The 15,574-nt window shown below is 68.1% G+C and carries 13 protein-coding genes; 11 read left to right on the forward strand and 2 right to left on the reverse strand.

Features of this window, described 5'->3' with window-relative positions; translation table 11 throughout:
* Positions 1-14 precede the first annotated feature (14 nt).
* The 6 genes from nuoL to ACEN9J_RS31150 are packed head-to-tail and all read left to right on the forward strand — an operon-like array spanning position 15 to position 6,527.
* Positions 15-2,072, forward strand: a complete 2,058-nt coding sequence (gene nuoL / locus ACEN9J_RS31125) for an NADH-quinone oxidoreductase subunit L (RefSeq protein WP_413762940.1) — start codon at positions 15-17, stop codon at positions 2,070-2,072.
* Between the two features lie 27 nt (positions 2,073-2,099).
* Positions 2,100-3,578, forward strand: coding sequence for an NADH-quinone oxidoreductase subunit M (locus ACEN9J_RS31130; protein WP_057592174.1), 1,479 nt, complete (start codon positions 2,100-2,102; stop codon positions 3,576-3,578).
* A 24-nt stretch (positions 3,579-3,602) separates the two neighbouring features.
* The gene (gene nuoN, locus ACEN9J_RS31135; RefSeq protein WP_057592175.1) at positions 3,603-5,090 is read left to right on the forward strand and encodes an NADH-quinone oxidoreductase subunit NuoN; all 1,488 of its coding nucleotides are present in this window, start codon (positions 3,603-3,605) and stop codon (positions 5,088-5,090) included.
* 27 nt (positions 5,091-5,117) lie between these two features.
* Entirely contained in the window at positions 5,118-5,420 is a 303-nt protein-coding gene (locus ACEN9J_RS31140; RefSeq protein ID WP_413762941.1) for a DUF2818 family protein, read from the forward strand.
* A gap of 31 nt (positions 5,421-5,451) precedes the next feature.
* Positions 5,452-6,051 (forward strand): NUDIX domain-containing protein, encoded by a 600-nt coding sequence (locus ACEN9J_RS31145; RefSeq protein ID WP_057592177.1) that lies wholly within the window; start codon positions 5,452-5,454, stop codon positions 6,049-6,051.
* 8 nt (positions 6,052-6,059) lie between these two features.
* The gene (locus ACEN9J_RS31150; protein WP_057592178.1) at positions 6,060-6,527 is read left to right on the forward strand and encodes a DUF1178 family protein; all 468 of its coding nucleotides are present in this window, start codon (positions 6,060-6,062) and stop codon (positions 6,525-6,527) included.
* A gap of 131 nt (positions 6,528-6,658) precedes the next feature.
* Here the strand turns inward: ACEN9J_RS31150 and ACEN9J_RS31155 are convergent, their stop codons facing one another.
* Positions 6,659-8,446, reverse strand: a complete 1,788-nt coding sequence (locus tag ACEN9J_RS31155; protein WP_296736268.1) for an ABC transporter transmembrane domain-containing protein — start codon at positions 8,444-8,446, stop codon at positions 6,659-6,661.
* Positions 8,447-8,535: 89 nt separating this feature from the next.
* On the opposite strand from ACEN9J_RS31155, the gene ACEN9J_RS31160 reads away from it, so the two are divergent.
* The 5 genes from ACEN9J_RS31160 (at position 8,536) to ACEN9J_RS31180 (ending at position 14,531) form a co-directional block, all read left to right on the forward strand.
* Complete coding sequence (locus tag ACEN9J_RS31160) at positions 8,536-9,072, forward strand: MarR family winged helix-turn-helix transcriptional regulator (RefSeq protein ID WP_057592180.1); 537 nt, start codon at positions 8,536-8,538, stop codon at positions 9,070-9,072.
* Entirely contained in the window at positions 9,065-10,567 is a 1,503-nt protein-coding gene (locus tag ACEN9J_RS31165; RefSeq protein ID WP_261212641.1) for an efflux transporter outer membrane subunit, read from the forward strand. Before ACEN9J_RS31160 ends, ACEN9J_RS31165 begins: the two co-directional genes overlap by 8 nt.
* A gap of 29 nt (positions 10,568-10,596) precedes the next feature.
* Positions 10,597-11,937: an efflux RND transporter periplasmic adaptor subunit gene (locus ACEN9J_RS31170; protein WP_057592182.1), complete on the forward strand. Its 1,341-nt coding sequence runs from the start codon at positions 10,597-10,599 to the stop codon at positions 11,935-11,937.
* A gap of 54 nt (positions 11,938-11,991) precedes the next feature.
* Positions 11,992-13,557, forward strand: a complete 1,566-nt coding sequence (locus tag ACEN9J_RS31175) for a DHA2 family efflux MFS transporter permease subunit (RefSeq protein ID WP_057592183.1) — start codon at positions 11,992-11,994, stop codon at positions 13,555-13,557.
* A gap of 80 nt (positions 13,558-13,637) precedes the next feature.
* Entirely contained in the window at positions 13,638-14,531 is an 894-nt protein-coding gene (locus ACEN9J_RS31180; protein WP_413762942.1) for a LysR family transcriptional regulator, read from the forward strand.
* On the opposite strand, the gene ACEN9J_RS31185 is transcribed toward ACEN9J_RS31180, so the two are convergent.
* Positions 14,516-15,136, reverse strand: coding sequence for a cysteine hydrolase family protein (locus tag ACEN9J_RS31185; protein ID WP_261212647.1), 621 nt, complete (start codon positions 15,134-15,136; stop codon positions 14,516-14,518). The genes ACEN9J_RS31180 and ACEN9J_RS31185 overlap by 16 nt on opposite strands.
* Positions 15,137-15,574 lie beyond the last annotated feature (438 nt).

Here is a 15,574-nt window from a genome sequence, read left to right on the forward strand (position 1 = left end):
AGGCTGACACCAGAATGAGCGCAACCCTTTCCGCATCCACGCTGCTGGCCGTTCCCATGGCCCCCCTGGTCGGGGCGGCCCTGGCCGGCATCTTCGGCACCAAGTTCGGCGGCAACCACATCGGCCGCAAGATCACGCACTCGCTGACCATCCTCGGCGTGTTCGTCGCCTTCGTCATCTCGGCGCTGACGCTCAAGTCGGTCATCGTCGACGGCGCCCGCTTCAACCAGACCCTCTACGAGTGGATGGTCGTCGGCGGCCTCAAGATGGAAGTCGGCTTCATGGTCGACGGCCTCACCGCGATGATGATGTGCGTCGTGACCTTCGTGTCGCTGATGGTCCACATCTACACCATCGGCTACATGGAAGAAGACGAGGGCTACAACCGCTTCTTCGCGTACATCTCGCTCTTCACCTTCTCCATGCTGATGCTCGTGATGAGCAACAACATGCTGCAGCTGTTCTTCGGCTGGGAAGCGGTGGGCCTGGTGTCGTACCTGCTGATCGGCTTCTGGTTCAACAAGCCGACCGCGATCTTCGCGAACATGAAGGCCTTCCTGGTCAACCGCGTGGGCGACTTCGGCTTCATCCTCGGCATCGGCCTGATCGCGGCCTACGCGGGCACGCTCAACTACACCGAAGCCTTCGCCAAGGCCGGCACGCTCGGCGGCATCACCTTCCCGGGCACCGACTGGATGCTGATCACCGTGATCTGCATCTGCCTGTTCATCGGCGCGATGGGCAAGAGCGCGCAGTTCCCGCTGCACGTGTGGCTGCCCGACTCGATGGAAGGCCCGACCCCGATCTCGGCGCTGATCCACGCGGCGACCATGGTGACGGCAGGCATCTTCATGGTGGCGCGCATGTCGCCGCTGTTCGAGCTGAGCGACACGGCCCTGAGCTTCATCCTCGTGATCGGTGCCATCACCGCGCTGTTCATGGGCTTCCTCGGCATCATCCAGAACGACATCAAGCGCGTGGTGGCGTACTCCACGCTGTCGCAGCTGGGCTACATGACGGTGGCGCTCGGTGCCTCGGCCTATTCGGTCGCGGTGTTCCACCTGATGACCCACGCCTTCTTCAAGGCGCTGCTGTTCCTCGGCGCGGGCTCGGTCATCATCGGCATGCACCACAACCAGGACATCCGCTGGATGGGCGGCGTGCGCAAGTACATGCCGATCACCTGGATCACCTCGCTGCTGGGCTCGCTGGCGCTGATCGGCACGCCGCTGTTCTCGGGCTTCTACTCGAAGGACAGCATCATCGAGGCGGTGAAGGAAAGCCACCTGTGGGGCGCGAACTTCGCCTACTACGCGGTGCTGATCGGCGTGTTCGTCACGGCCTTCTATTCGTTCCGCATGTACTTCCTGGTCTTCCACGGCAAGGAACGCTACGACCAGAACCCCGATGCGCACCACGACGACCATCACGCGCACGACGACCATCACGCGCACGACGACCACGGCCATGGCCACGGTCACGACGACCACAAGCCGCACGAATCGCCCTGGGTGGTGTGGCTGCCGCTGGTGCTGCTCGCGATCCCCTCGGTGGTCATCGGTTTCCTGACGATCCACCCGATGCTCTACGGCGAGTTCTTCAAGGACGCGATCTTCGTCGACGCGACGAAGCACCACGCCATGAAGGAGCTCGAGGAGGCCTTCCACGGTGCCGGCGCGATGGCGCTGCACGGCCTGCAGACCATGCCGTTCTGGCTGGCGCTCGCGGGCGTGGCGCTCTCGTACTACATGTACATGGTCAACCCGGCGCTGCCGGCCGCGATCAAGCGCGCCTTCGGCCCCGTGTACCGCCTGCTCGAGAACAAGTACTACCTCGACTGGATCAACGAGAACATCATCGCGCGCGGTGCCCGCGCCCTCGGCATGGGCCTGTGGAAGGGCGGCGATCAGGCACTGATCGACGGCGCGGTCGTCAATGGCTCGTGGAAGCTGGTGGGCCGCATCTCGGGCGTGGTCCGCTGGCTGCAGTCGGGCTACATCTATCACTACGCCTTCGCGATGCTGCTCGGGATCTTCGTCCTGATGACGTACTTCGTCTGGTTCAAACGCTAAGCCGCAAAGCGCTGGAGTAAAAGAAAAATGGGTTTGTTGAGCCTTGCCATCTGGGTGCCGATCGCATTCGGTGCCGTGCTGCTGGCGTTCGGTCGCGACGAGCATGCCAAGGGCGTGCGCTGGGTGGCGCTCGTCGGGTCGATCGTGAGCTTCCTGGTCACGCTGCCGCTGATCACGCGGTTCCAGAACGGCACCGCCGCGATGCAGTTCGTGGAGAAGGCGCCCTGGATCGAGCGTTTCAACATCAACTACAACCTGGGCGTCGACGGCCTGTCGGTGTGGTTCGTGCTGCTGACCGCGTTCATCACGATCATCGTGGTGATCTCGGCCTGGGAAGTGATCACCGAGCGCGTCAACCAGTACATGGGCGCGTTCCTGATCCTGTCGGGCCTGATGATCGGCGTGTTCTCGGCCATCGACGGCCTGCTGTTCTACGTCTTCTTCGAAGCCACGCTGATCCCGATGTACCTGATCATCGGCATCTGGGGCGGCCCGAACAAGATCTACGCGGCCTTCAAGTTCTTCCTCTACACGCTGCTCGGCTCGCTCTTGATGCTGGTGGCGCTGATCTACCTGTACAACACCTCGGGCGGCAGCTTCGACATCCTCGCCTGGCACAAGCTGCCGCTGAGCGGCCATGCCCAGACGCTGCTGTTCTTCGCCTTCTTCGCGGCCTTCGCGGTCAAGGTGCCGATGTGGCCGGTCCACACCTGGCTGCCCGACGTGCACGTCGAGGCCCCGACCGGCGGCTCCGCCGTGCTGGCCGCGATCATGCTGAAGCTCGGTGCCTACGGCTTCCTGCGCTTCTCGATGCCGATCGCGCCCGATGCCGCGCACGAATGGGCCTGGCTCATGATCGCGCTGTCGCTGATCGCCGTGATCTACGTCGGCCTGGTCGCGATGGTGCAGCAGGACATGAAGAAGCTGGTGGCCTATTCGTCGGTCGCCCACATGGGCTTCGTCACGCTCGGCTTCTTCATCTTCAACGAACTCGGCGTGGCCGGCGGCATCGTGCAGATGATCGCCCACGGCTTCGTGTCGGGCGCCATGTTCCTCGGCATCGGCGTGCTCTACGACCGCGTGCATTCGCGCCAGATCGCGGACTACGGCGGCGTGGTCAACACCATGCCCAAGTTCGCCGCCTTCATGCTGCTGTTCGCGATGGCCAACTGCGGCCTGCCGGGCACCGCCGGTTTCGTCGGCGAGTGGATGGTGATCCTGGGCGCGGTCAAGGCCAACTTCTGGATCGGCCTGGCCTCGGCCACCGCGCTGATCTTCGGCGCCGCCTACACCCTGTGGATGTACAAGCGCGTCTACCTCGGGCCGGTCGGCAACGACCACGTGAAGGAACTCAGCGACATCAATGCGCGCGAATTCCTGATGCTGGCGCTGCTGGCGATCGCGGTGCTGTGGATGGGCCTGTTCCCCAAGCCCTTCACCGACGTGATGGATGCCTCCGTGACCCAGCTGCTGCGTCATGTGGCGGTGTCGAAGATCCCCTCCTGATGGCTGGCTGAAGAAGAGAACGAGATGATTGACAAACTCAGCTGGGTCACGATCTACCCTGAAATCGTGTTGCTGGTCATGGCCTGCATCATCGCGCTGGTCGACCTGTCGGACACCAGCGCCCGCCGCACCCGCACCTACGTCCTGACCCTGATCACGCTGGCCGTGGTGGCCGCGATGACCGGCATGGCCGCGAGCGAGGGCAAGGCCATCTACGGCTTCGGCAACATGGTCGTGAGCGACCCGATGGGCAACTGGCTCAAGTGCTTCGCCTCGCTGGCGCTGATGGTCACGCTGGTCTACGGCCGTCCCTACGCGGCCGACCGCGACATGCTGCGCGGCGGCGAGATGTTCACGCTGGGCATGTTCGCGCTGCTGGGCATGTTCGTGATGATCTCGGGCAGCAACTTCCTGCTGATCTACCTCGGCCTCGAACTGCTGACGCTCTCGAGCTACGCGCTGGTGGCGCTGCGCCGCGACAACGCGGTCGCCAGCGAAGCCGCCATGAAGTACTTCGTGCTCGGCGCCATGGCCAGCGGCTTCCTGCTCTACGGCCTGTCGATGATGTACGGCGCCACCGGTTCGCTCGACGTGAACGAGGTGTTCAAGGCGATCGCGAGCGGCAAGGTCAACCACCAGGTGCTGGTGTTCGGCCTCGTGTTCATCGTGGCCGGTCTGGCGTTCAAGGTCGGCGCCGCCCCGTTCCACATGTGGGTGCCCGACGTCTACCAGGGCGCGCCCACGGCGATCACGCTGATGATCGGCGCCGCGCCCGAACTCGCGGCCTTCGCGATCATCATCCGCCTGCTGGTCGAAGGCCTGCTGCCGCTGGCGATCGACTGGCAGCAGATGCTCGCGGTGCTGGCCATCGCCTCGCTGGTGGTCGGCAACCTGGCCGCCATCGCGCAGACCAACCTCAAGCGCATGCTGGCCTACTCGACCATCTCGCAGATGGGCTTCGTGCTGCTCGGCCTGGTGGCGGGCGTGGTCAACGGCAATACCTACAACGCCCAGTTCGCCTACAGCGCCTCGATGTTCTACATCGTGACCTACGTGCTCACGACGCTGGCGAGCTTCGGCACCATCCTGCTGCTGGCGCGCGAAGGCTTCGAGAGCGAGGAGATCACCGACCTGGCCGGCCTCAACCAGCGCAGCCCGCTGTATGCCGGCGTGATGGCGATCACCATGTTCTCGCTCGCGGGCATCCCGCCGCTGGTCGGCTTCTATGCCAAGCTGGCTGTGCTGCAGGCGCTGATCGCCTCGGGCCAGGCCCTCTACATCGGCCTCGCCGTGTTCGCGGTGCTGATGTCGCTGGTGGGCGCCTTCTACTACCTGCGCGTGGTCAAGGTCATGTACTTCGACGCACCGGTCACGGCCAGCACCGTGTCGGCGCCGCGCGACGTGCGCACCGTGCTGACGATCAACGGTGCGCTGATCCTGATCCTCGGCATCGTGCCGGGCGGCCTGATGACGCTGTGCGCCAAGGCCATCGTCGCCACGCTGGCGAACTGACGCGCCGCGCGCCAGGGCCCGCACAAGGTGTCGCAGACGGCTTCGGTCTGGGTGGTGTTGCTGCTGGCCCTGCTGGCGGCCAACCTGCCGTTCGTCAACGAGCGGCTCTTCGGCGCCGTGGCGATCGGCGCGCGCAAGACGCTGGCCGTGCGCTTCGGCGAGCTGGTGGTGCTGTATTTCATCGCCGGCGGCATCGGCCTGCTGTTCGAGCGCAGGGCAGGGCAGATCGCCACGCAGGGCTGGGAGTTCTATGCGGTGACCGGCGCGCTGTTCATCGTGCTGGCTTTCCCGGGCTTCACGTGGCGCTACCTGATGAAGCACCGGCACTGAGGCCGCCATCCACCCGATCACGGAGCGCACCATGACCACCAGCACCCCCGCGGACGCGCACCTGCGCGAAGAGCTCACCTCGCGCGAATCGCTCGCCAAGGGCAACTTCCTCGAAGTCCGCCGCGACACCGTGAAGCTGCCCGATGGCCACAGCGCCACGCGCGAATACGTCGTGCATCCGGGGGCCGTGGTGGTGATTCCGCTGCTCGACGATGGCCGCGTGGTGCTCGAGCGCCAGTTCCGCTACCCGGTGGGCCAGGTGATGATCGAATTCCCCGCGGGCAAGCTCGACGCGGGCGAGGATCCGCTGGTCTGCGGCCAGCGCGAACTGCTCGAGGAAACCGGCTACCGCGCGCGCGAATGGGCGCGTGCCGGCGCGATGCACCTGGCCGTGGGCTATTCGACCGAAATCATCCACATCTACTTCGCGCGCGGACTCTCGCTCGGCGAGCGGCAGCTCGACCACGGCGAGTTCCTCGACGTGTTCACCGCCACGCCCGACGAACTGCTGGGCTGGTGCCGCGACGGCTCGGTCACCGACGCCAAGACCCTGGCCTGCGCGCTGTGGCTGCAGAACACGGGTTCGGGTGCATGGGCTCTCGACTGGCAGGGCGACTCGGCCCGGGGATAATCGCGCGCATGAAGGTCCTCGATCTCCAATGCGCGCACGGCCACGGCTTCGAAGGCTGGTTCGGGTCCAATGAGGATTTCGAGAGCCAGCTCGCGCGCGGACTGGTCGAGTGCCCGGTCTGCGCCGACACCGCGATCGTCAAGCTGCTGAGCGCGCCGCGCCTGAACCTGGGCAACGCGAAGGCGCCCGAGTCCGAGCGTTCGAACGCCGGCGCTCCCGCACCGGCCTCCGCGAACCTGCCGGCCGAGATGTCGCCCGAGGCGCGCTGGATGCGCGCCGTGCGCGAGGTGCTGGCCAAGACCGAGGACGTCGGCGACCGCTTCGCCGACGAGGCCCGCAAGATGCACTATGGCGAGACCAAGGAGCGCGGCATCCGCGGCCAGGCGACGCCCGAGCAGACCGAGGCGCTGCTCGACGAGGGCATCGCGGTGATGCCGCTGCCGATTCCGGCGGGGCTCAAGGAAACCCTGCAATAGCCCCCGAAGGTCGGGCCACACCAGAAACAAGAAAGGAGAGCCCAGGCTCTCCTTTTCCTTTTCCTTTTCCGAATTCCTTCTGCGACTTCTGCGAAACCTTCGCGTCTTCCGCGTTCGGTCCCCGATCCCGATCAGCTGGTGAACTGCAGCGCCGCCAGCCGCGCATAGACCCCGCCCTGCGCCACCAGCGCCGCATGCGTGCCCTGTTCGACGATGCCGCCATGGTCGAGCACCACGATGCGGTCGGCCTTCTGCACGGTGGCCAGCCGGTGCGCGATCACCAGCGTCGTGCGGCCTTCCATCGCCGACTCGAGCGCGGCCTGCACCATGCGTTCGCTTTCGGCGTCGAGCGCGCTCGTGGCCTCGTCGAGCAGCAGCAGCGGGGGATTCTTGAGCATGGCGCGCGCGATCGCGATGCGCTGGCGCTGGCCGCCCGACAGCCGCACGCCGCGCTCACCGAGGAAGGTGTCGTAGCCCTGCGGCAGGGCCTGCAGGAAGTCGTGCGCGAAGGCGGCGCGCGCGGCGGCATGCACCTCCTCGACGCTGGCCTCGGGCCGGCCGTAGCGGATGTTCTCGAGCGCGCTGGCCGAGAAGATCACGGCATCTTGCGGCACCAGGCCGATGCGCGTGCGCAGGTCGTGCAGCGCCAGCGAGGACAGCGGCGCGTCGTCGAGCAGCAGCTGGCCCGACTGCGGGTCGTAGTAGCGCAGCAGCAGCTGGAACACCGTGCTCTTGCCGGCGCCGCTCGAGCCGACCAGCGCCACCGTCTCGCCCGGCGTCACGGCCAGCGAGAAGTCGCGCAGCGCCGGCGTCCCGGGCCGCGAGGGGTAGTGGAAGCTGATCCGGTCGAACACGATCGCGCTGCCCGCGGCGGGCACGGGCGAGCGCACCGGCGCGGCCGGCGAGACGATGGCCGCGGGCGCGTGCAGCAGCTCCATCAACCGCTCGGTGGCGCCGGCGGCGCGCAGCAGGTCGCCGTAGACCTCGCCGAGCACCGCGGTGGCGCTCGCGAGGATCGCCACGTAGACCACGGTCTGGCCCAGGTGGCCGGCCGTGATGTCGCCGCGCAGCACCGCCTGCGTGCCCTGGTACAGGCCCCACAGCAGCGCCGCCGAGGTCGCGATGATGATGAAGGCGACCAGCACCGAGCGCGCCTTGGTGCGGCGCACGGCGGTGCGGAAGGCGTTCTCGGTCGAACCTTCGAAGCGGCCGGCCTCGCGGTCCTCGGCGGTGTAGCTCTGCACCACGGGGATCGCGTTCAGCACCTCGGCCGCGATCGCGCTCGAGTCGGCCACGCGGTCCTGGCTGGCGCGCGACAGCCGGCGCACGCGGCGGCCGAACCACATGCTCGGCAGCACCACCACCACCAGCAGGCCGAGCACTTGCACCATCACGTAGGGATTGGTCCAGACCAGCATCGCGAGCGCGCCCACGCCCATCACCGCGTTGCGCAGGCCCATGCTCAGCGAGGAGCCGACCACCGTCTGCACCAGCGTCGTGTCGGCCGTCAGGCGCGACAGCACCTCGCCGGTCTGGGTGGTCTCGAAGAACACCGGGCTCTGGCGCAGCACCCGGCTGTAGACCGCGTTGCGCAGGTCGGCCGTGACGCGCTCGCCGAGCCAGCTCACCGTGTAGAAGCGGGCCGCCGAGAACAGCCCGAGCGCGACCGCGACCGCGAACAGGGCGCCGAAATGCTCGCGCAGCGCCATCGTCTGCGCGCCCTTGTCGGGGTTGACCAGGCCGCCGTCGATCAGGCTGCGCAGGGCGATCGGGAACACCAGCGTCGTGACCGCCGCCATGACCAGGAACACGGCCGCCAGGGTGATCTGCACACGGTAGGGATGAAGAAAAGGGCCCAGTCCCGACAGCGATCGGGGCGAGCCCTTGGCCGTGGAGGCCGGCGAGGGGGAGGAAGCCATGGGCCGCGATTCTAGCGAGTCGCGAGAGAACCTTTGCCTTCACAAAGGTCGCCTTGACAATAATTGCCATGGCAGCTAATATTCGAGCCATGAACGATGCCACTGCTCCCGATGACGCTCCGGTTTCGCCGGACGAGGTGCGCCGTGCGCCCGATTTCTACCGGGCGGAGTCGTATTCGACCGAGGAAAGCATCGGCTACCTCATGCGCCGGATCGTCACCACGGTGGCGCAGTCGGTGGAAACCCGCATGTGCGAGCCAGGCAGCCCGACCTATCCGCAGTGGGTGCCGCTCTACAAGCTGCACATCGGCGCGGCCACCACGGTGGCCGAGCTGGCGCGCGCCTGCGAGCTCGACACCGGCGCCATGACGCGGCTGCTCGACCGGCTCGAGGCCAAGGGCCTGTGCCGGCGCGTGCGTTCGCTCGAGGACCGGCGCGTGGTCAACATCGAGCTCACCGACGAAGGCCGCGCGGCCGCCAAGGAAGTGCCCCACGTCCTGAGCCGCGTGCAGAACGAATTGCTGGCGGACTTCACCGCCGATGAATGGGGGCAGCTCAAGTCCTACTTGCGCCGCATCCTCGACAACGCACAGGCCCTCGCGGCCCGTGGAGGAAAAAATGACTGATTCATTCGCCGCGCGCGCCCTGCGCCGCACTCCCGTCATGGTCGCCGCGCTGCTGGTGGTCGCGCTCGCCGGCTGCGCCGACATGGCCGGCATCGGCGGCCATGCCAAGCTGCGCGATGCCGGCTCGCTCGGTATCGCCTCGGCCGACAAGGCCGCCGCTCCCGCCCTCGACAGCCAATGGTGGCTGGCCTTCGGCGACGCGCAGCTCAACGGCCTGGTCGACCAGGCGGTGGCCGGCAACCCCAACCTGCAGGTCGCGCAGGCCCGCCTCGCGCGCGCGCAGGCCAATGCCGACGTCGCGGGCGCGGCGCTCAAGCCCAAGGTCGGGCTCGACTTCAATGGCACGCGCCAGAAGTTCAACACCAACTACATCTATCCCGAACCGCTGGGTGGCTCGATCCAGAACGTCGGCCTGCTGCAGCTCGGCGCGAGCTGGGAGCTCGACTTCTTCGGCAAGAACCGCACCGCGCTCGATGCCGCGATCGGCGCCGCCAATGCCGCCGCCGCCGATGCCGACGCGGCCCGCGTGCTGCTCGCGAGCAACGTGGCGCGCAGCTACTTCCAGTGGGCGCGCCTCAATGACCAGCTCGCGGTGGCGCAGCGCACGCTGGCACAGCGCGACGAAACCCTGAAGCTGGTGCGCGACCGCGTCTCGGCCGGCCTCGACACCCGGCTCGAACTGCGCCAGAGCGAAGGCGGCCTGCCCGAGGCGCGCCAGCAGATCGAGGCGCTCGACGAGCAGATCGCAATCGCCAAGCACGCGCTCGACGCGCTCGTGGGCCAGCCCGGCGCGAGCGACGCCCTCAAGCCGCCGCTGATCGCGAGCGTCAAGCCGATCGTGCTGCAGCCGAACATCCCGGCCGACCTGCTGGGCCGCCGCGCCGACATCGCGGCCGCGCGCTGGCGCGTCGAGGCCGCCACCAGCGACGTGGCCAATGCCAAGACCCTGTTCTATCCCAACGTCAACCTCACGGCCTTCGTCGGCTTCCAGAGCCTGGGCTTCGGCAAGCTGCTGAAGTCGGGCAGCGAGCAGTGGGGCGTGGGCCCGGCGATCCACCTGCCGATCTTCGAGGGCGGCCAACTGCGCGCCAACCTGCGCGGCAAGTCGGCCGACCTCGATGCCGCGGTCGAGAGCTACAACGCCACCGTGATCGATGCCGTGCGCGACGCCGCCGACCAGGTCACCAGCATCCAGTCGATCGCGCGCCAGCAGGCCGAGCAGCGCGCCGCGCAGACGGCCGCCGAGGGCGCCTACGACATCGCCGTGCAGCGCTACCGCGCGGGCCTCGGCAACTACCTCAACGTGCTGACCGCCGAGACCTCGGTGCTGGCGCAGCGCCGGCTCGCCGTCGACCTCGCCGCGCGCGCGCTCGACACCCAGGTCGCGCTGGCGCGTGCGCTCGGCGGCGGCTGGCAGCCCCCGTCGAACACCGCGAGCGCCGCCTCCGGCGCCACCACCACGGCATCCGCGACCCCGTCGGCCGCGACCCATTGAATCTCTCTTTCGAATCCGGAAAGACCATCATGAGCGACAACAACACACAGACCACCGCTGCTCCTTCCTCCGCCGCGGTCCCCGAAGCAGGCAACGGCAAGCGCCGCCGCGCCCTCACCGCGCTCACCGTCGCGGTGGTCGTGGTCGGCGGCGGCTGGGGCCTCTACGAATGGCTGGTGGCCAGCCACTACGAGGACACCGACAACGCCTACGTGCAGGGCAACGTGATCCAGATCACGCCGCAGATCGGCGGCACCGTGATGGCGATCAACGCCGACGACACCGACTACGTGAAGGCCGGCCAGCCGCTCGTGCAGCTCGACCCGGCCGATGCCAAGGTCGCGCTCGAGCAGGCCGAGGCCGCGCTCGCGCAGACCGTGCGCCAGACCCGCACGCTGTACGCCAACAACGGCTCGCTGGCCGCGCAGGTCACGCTGCGCCAGAGCGACATCGTCAAGGCCCAGAGCGACATCGCCAAGGCCCAGGACGACCTGCAGCGCCGCCGCGCGCTGTCGGGCAACGGCGCGGTGTCGAAGGAAGAACTCAACCATGCCGAGACCACGCTCGCCAACGCGAAGAGCGCGCTGGCCGCGGCGCAGGCCGGCGTGATCGCCGCGCGCGAGCAGCTCGCCAGCAACCAGTCGCTGACCGAAGGCACCAGCGTGGCCGAGCACCCGAGCGTGCTGGCCGCCGCCGCCAAGGTGCGCGAGGCCTACCTGGCCACGCAGCGCGTCGCCATGCCCGCGCCGGTCGACGGCTACGTCGCCAAGCGCACCGTGCAGCTCGGCCAGCGCGTCGCGGCCGGCACGCCGATGATGTCGATCGTGCCGCTCAACCAGCTGTGGGTCGACGCCAACTTCAAGGAAGTGCAGCTGCGCAACATCCGCATCGACCAGCCGGTGAAGCTCACCGCCGACGTCTACGGCAAGAAGGTCGAGTACACGGGCAAGGTCGCCGGCCTCGGCGTGGGCACCGGCAGCGCCTTCGCGCTGCTGCCCGCGCAGAACGCCACCGGCAACTGGATCAAGGTGGTGCAACGCGTGCCGGTGCGCATCGCGCTGGACGCCGAGCAACTCAAGACCAACCCGCTGCGCATCGGCCTGTCGATGGACGTCGAGGTCGACATCACGCAGAAGGGCGGCAAGATGCTCGCCGACGCGCCGCGCGCCACCGCGCTCACGCAGACGCAGGTCTACAGCCAGCTCGACCGCGGCGCCGATGCCGAGGTCGACCGCATCGTGGCCGCCAACCTCGGCAACAGCCCGGCCGCGAAGGCGGTGCACGTGCCCTCGGTGCCGGCGAGTCCCGCCGCGCCCGCGATGTCGCCGGCCTCGGCCGCGCAGATCCCCGCGCAGGGCCAACGGGGTTGATCGCCACGGCATTGCCGTTGCGACCGCTCTCCCTCCACACGTCGCGCTGAAACCATGGCCACCGCCGCCGCTCCAGCCTACGTACCGCCGCCTCCGCTCGAGGGCTCCGCCCGCGTGTGGGGGACGATTGCGCTTTCGGCCGCCACCTTCATGAACGTGCTCGACTCGTCGATCGCGAACGTGTCGCTGCCGGCGATCTCGGGCGACCTCGGCGTGAGCACCACGCAGGGCACCTGGGTCATCACCAGCTTCGCGGTGGCCAACGCCATCGCGGTGCCGCTCACCGGCTTCATGACGCAGCGCTTCGGCCAGGTCCGCCTGTTCATGGCGAGCGTGATCCTGTTCATGGTCAGCTCGCTGCTGTGCGGGCTGGCGCCGAACATGACGACCCTGATCGCCTTCCGCGCGCTGCAGGGCTTCGTCGCCGGTCCCATGATCCCGCTGTCGCAGACGCTGCTGCTGTCGAGCTATCCGCGCGCCAAGGCCGGCCTCGCGATGGCCATGTGGTCGATGACCACGCTGGTCGCGCCGGTGATGGGGCCGCTGCTCGGCGGCTGGATCACCGACAACATCTCCTGGCCCTGGATCTTCTACATCAACATCCCGGTGGGCATCGTCGCCGCGGCCATCACCTGGGTGCTGTACCGCAAGCGCGAGAGCATCACGCGCAAGGTGCCGATCGACGCCATCGGCCTCGCGCTGCTGGTGATCTGGGTCGGCGCGCTGCAGCTCATGCTCGACAAGGGCAAGGAGCTCGACTGGTTCCACTCGGCGCAGATCGTCACCCTCGCGGTGGTGGCCGTGGTCGGCTTCGCCTTCTTCCTGATCTGGGAGCTGACCGACAAGCACCCGGTGGTCGACCTGTCGCTGTTCAAGCGCCGCAACTTCTGGTCGGGCGCGGTCGCCACCGCGGTGGCCTACGGCCTGTTCTTCGGCAACGTGGTGCTGCTGCCGCTGTGGCTGCAGCAGTGGATGGGCTACACCGCGACCCAGGCCGGCATGGTGATGGCGCCGGTGGGGCTGCTGGCGATCTTCCTGTCGCCGGTGGTGGGCCTGACCATCGCCAAGGTCGACCCGCGCCGCTACGCCACCTTCTCGTTCCTGGTGTTCGCGCTGGTGCTGTGGATGCGGTCGAACTTCAACACCCAGGCCGACTTCGGGACCATCATGATCCCGACCTTCATCCAGGGCATCGCGATGGCGTTCTTCTTCATCCCGCTGGTGACGGTCACGCTCTCGGGCCTCTCGCCCGACCGCATCCCGGCCGCCTCGGGCCTGTCGAACTTCCTGCGCATCACGGCCGGCGCCATGGGCACCTCGATCGCCACCACGCTGTGGGAGAACCGCGCGACGCTGCACCACGCGCAGCTCGCGGAGTCGATCAACCAGGGCAATGCAGCGGCGACCAGCGCGATGTCGGGCCTCGCGAGCAACGGCTTCAGCACCGAGCAGGTGATGGGCCAGATCAACCGCCTGGTCGACCAGCAGTCCTTCATGCTGGCCTCGAACGACATCTTCTATGCATCGGCGGTGCTGTTCCTGCTGCTGATTCCGCTGGTGTGGTTCGCGCGGCCGCAGTCGGGCGGCGCGGGCAGCGACGCGGCGGCCGGCGCGCACTGAGTCCGCGCTCGCCGCATCTCCCATCGACCCCCGGGTTTCGCAAGAGGCCCGGGGGTTTTCGTTCGCATACAGTCGCGCGCATGGATCAGTTCGCCGCCTTGAAGGCATTTCGCGCGGTGGTCGAGGCCGGCGGCTTCACGGCCGCGGCCGAGGCCATGGATGTCTCGCACACCGTCGTCTCGCGCCAGGTCAAGCAGCTCGAGGCCGCGCTCGGCGTGCAATTGCTCAACCGCACCACGCGCCGCTTCGCGCTCACCGAGGCCGGCCAGACCTACTACCAGCACAGCCGCCAGATCCTCGACCAGCTCGAGGCCGCGGCGCTGGCCGTCGCGCGGCACCAGGTCGAGCCCACGGGCCTGCTGCGCATCAACGCGCCGATGTCCTTCGGGCTCGAGGCGCTCGCGCAATGGCTGCCGGCTTTTCTCGAAGCGCATCCGCAGCTCAAGGTCGACCTGGTGTGCAACGACCGCTTCGTCGACCTGATCGAGGAGGGCTTCGACGTGGGCCTGCGGCTGGCCTATGCGCTGTCGGACTCGACGCTGGTCGTCAAGCGCCTCGCGAGCTTCGAGGAGTGGTGGGTGGCCTCGCCCGATTACCTGCGGCGGCGCGGCACGCCGGTCGTGCCCGCGGACCTCGCGGCGCACGAGTGCCTCAACTATTCGCTCGCGGGCAAGGCGGGGCAGCCGAGCTTCACCGCGCGCGACGGCGGCGTGCACACGGTCGAGGTCGGCGGGCGGTTGCAGGCCAACAGCGGCATCGTGCTGCGCACGGCCGCGCTGGCCGGCACCGGGCTCGCGCTCTCGCCGGCCTTTCTCCTGCGCGACCACCTCGCGCGCGGCGAACTGGTGCGCGTGCTGCCGGACTTCGGCCAGCCGGCGTTGAACCTCTACGCGCTCTATCCGCAGAACCGGCACCTGTCGCCCAAGGTGCGCGCCTTCGTCGATTTCGCGGCGGCGCGTTACGGGGCCGGCTGATCGAGCAGACCCAGCAACTCGTCGGTGGAGCGCACCTCGGCCACCACGTCCGACACGCCGCGCAGCGCCGCGCGATGCAGTTCGCGGTGGCCGAGCACGCCGCCGTCCTCCAGGTCGAGGTCGCGCGTCGCGCAGGCATCGCCCGCGATCAGGTTCTGGTAGCCGCGCGGCGCGGCATCGAAGGCGGTGGCCGACACGCACATGTGGGTCATGAGGCCGGTGAGGATCAGGGTGCGGATGCCGCGTGCCTGCAGCTCGGCATCGAGCGAGGTGCCCGCGAAGGCGCTCGGCGTCGCCTTCGTCAGCACCGCGTGCCGCGCGTCGGGATGCAACTCGGGATGAATCTCGAAGGCCGCGCTGTGCTGCGCGAAGATCGGGCTGTCCGCGGGCGCGAGGTGCTGCACATGGAACACCGGCATCGCGTGCCGGTCCGCCGCCTCGATCAGCCGCCGCGCCTGGCGCAGCGCGGGCAAGCCATCGGGGATCGGCATGCGCCCATCGAAGTACTCGTTCTGGAAATCGATCGCGATCAGCGCCGTGGTGGCGGGATCGAGGCGGGTGGTCGGCTGTGCGCCGGTGAGCGTGCGGATGCTGGGATGCTGCATGGTCTTCTCTGGATGACGGAGGAAGACCGAAGCGTACGAAGCATCGGTGTGCCGTTGTAGTGGCGTGGCCGCACAAGACTTGTGCGGATTTCGCGGGGACGGCGCGCGGTCCGAAGCCACCCGGCTGCCGCCGATGGACCGTGCGCGATGCCGATGCGATGTAGCGCGGAAGTGCGCGTGAAAACGCGGCCATCGCACGAGCCCAGGCCGTGGCGGTTCGCATGCTTTGTCGTCGCGACGACAGTGTGCGAATCGCATGCGTGCCGCGGCGGTCTCACCGTTCGAGAAGGTTGCACTGCAGCATAGGCATTTGCCCCAGTATGCAAGCGAGAGGCGCCCCCCAACAATCGGTCCGCGCTCGATGGTGGCGCTGTGAGAACAAACGCATGACAGACTTTTTCGGTCACTACCCGGGCGGCTTCGCGAGATGAGCGACGT

It is taken from the genome of Variovorax sp. Varisp41, from assembly GCF_047325085.1.
In the GTDB taxonomy this organism is placed as follows: domain Bacteria; phylum Pseudomonadota; class Gammaproteobacteria; order Burkholderiales; family Burkholderiaceae_C; genus Variovorax.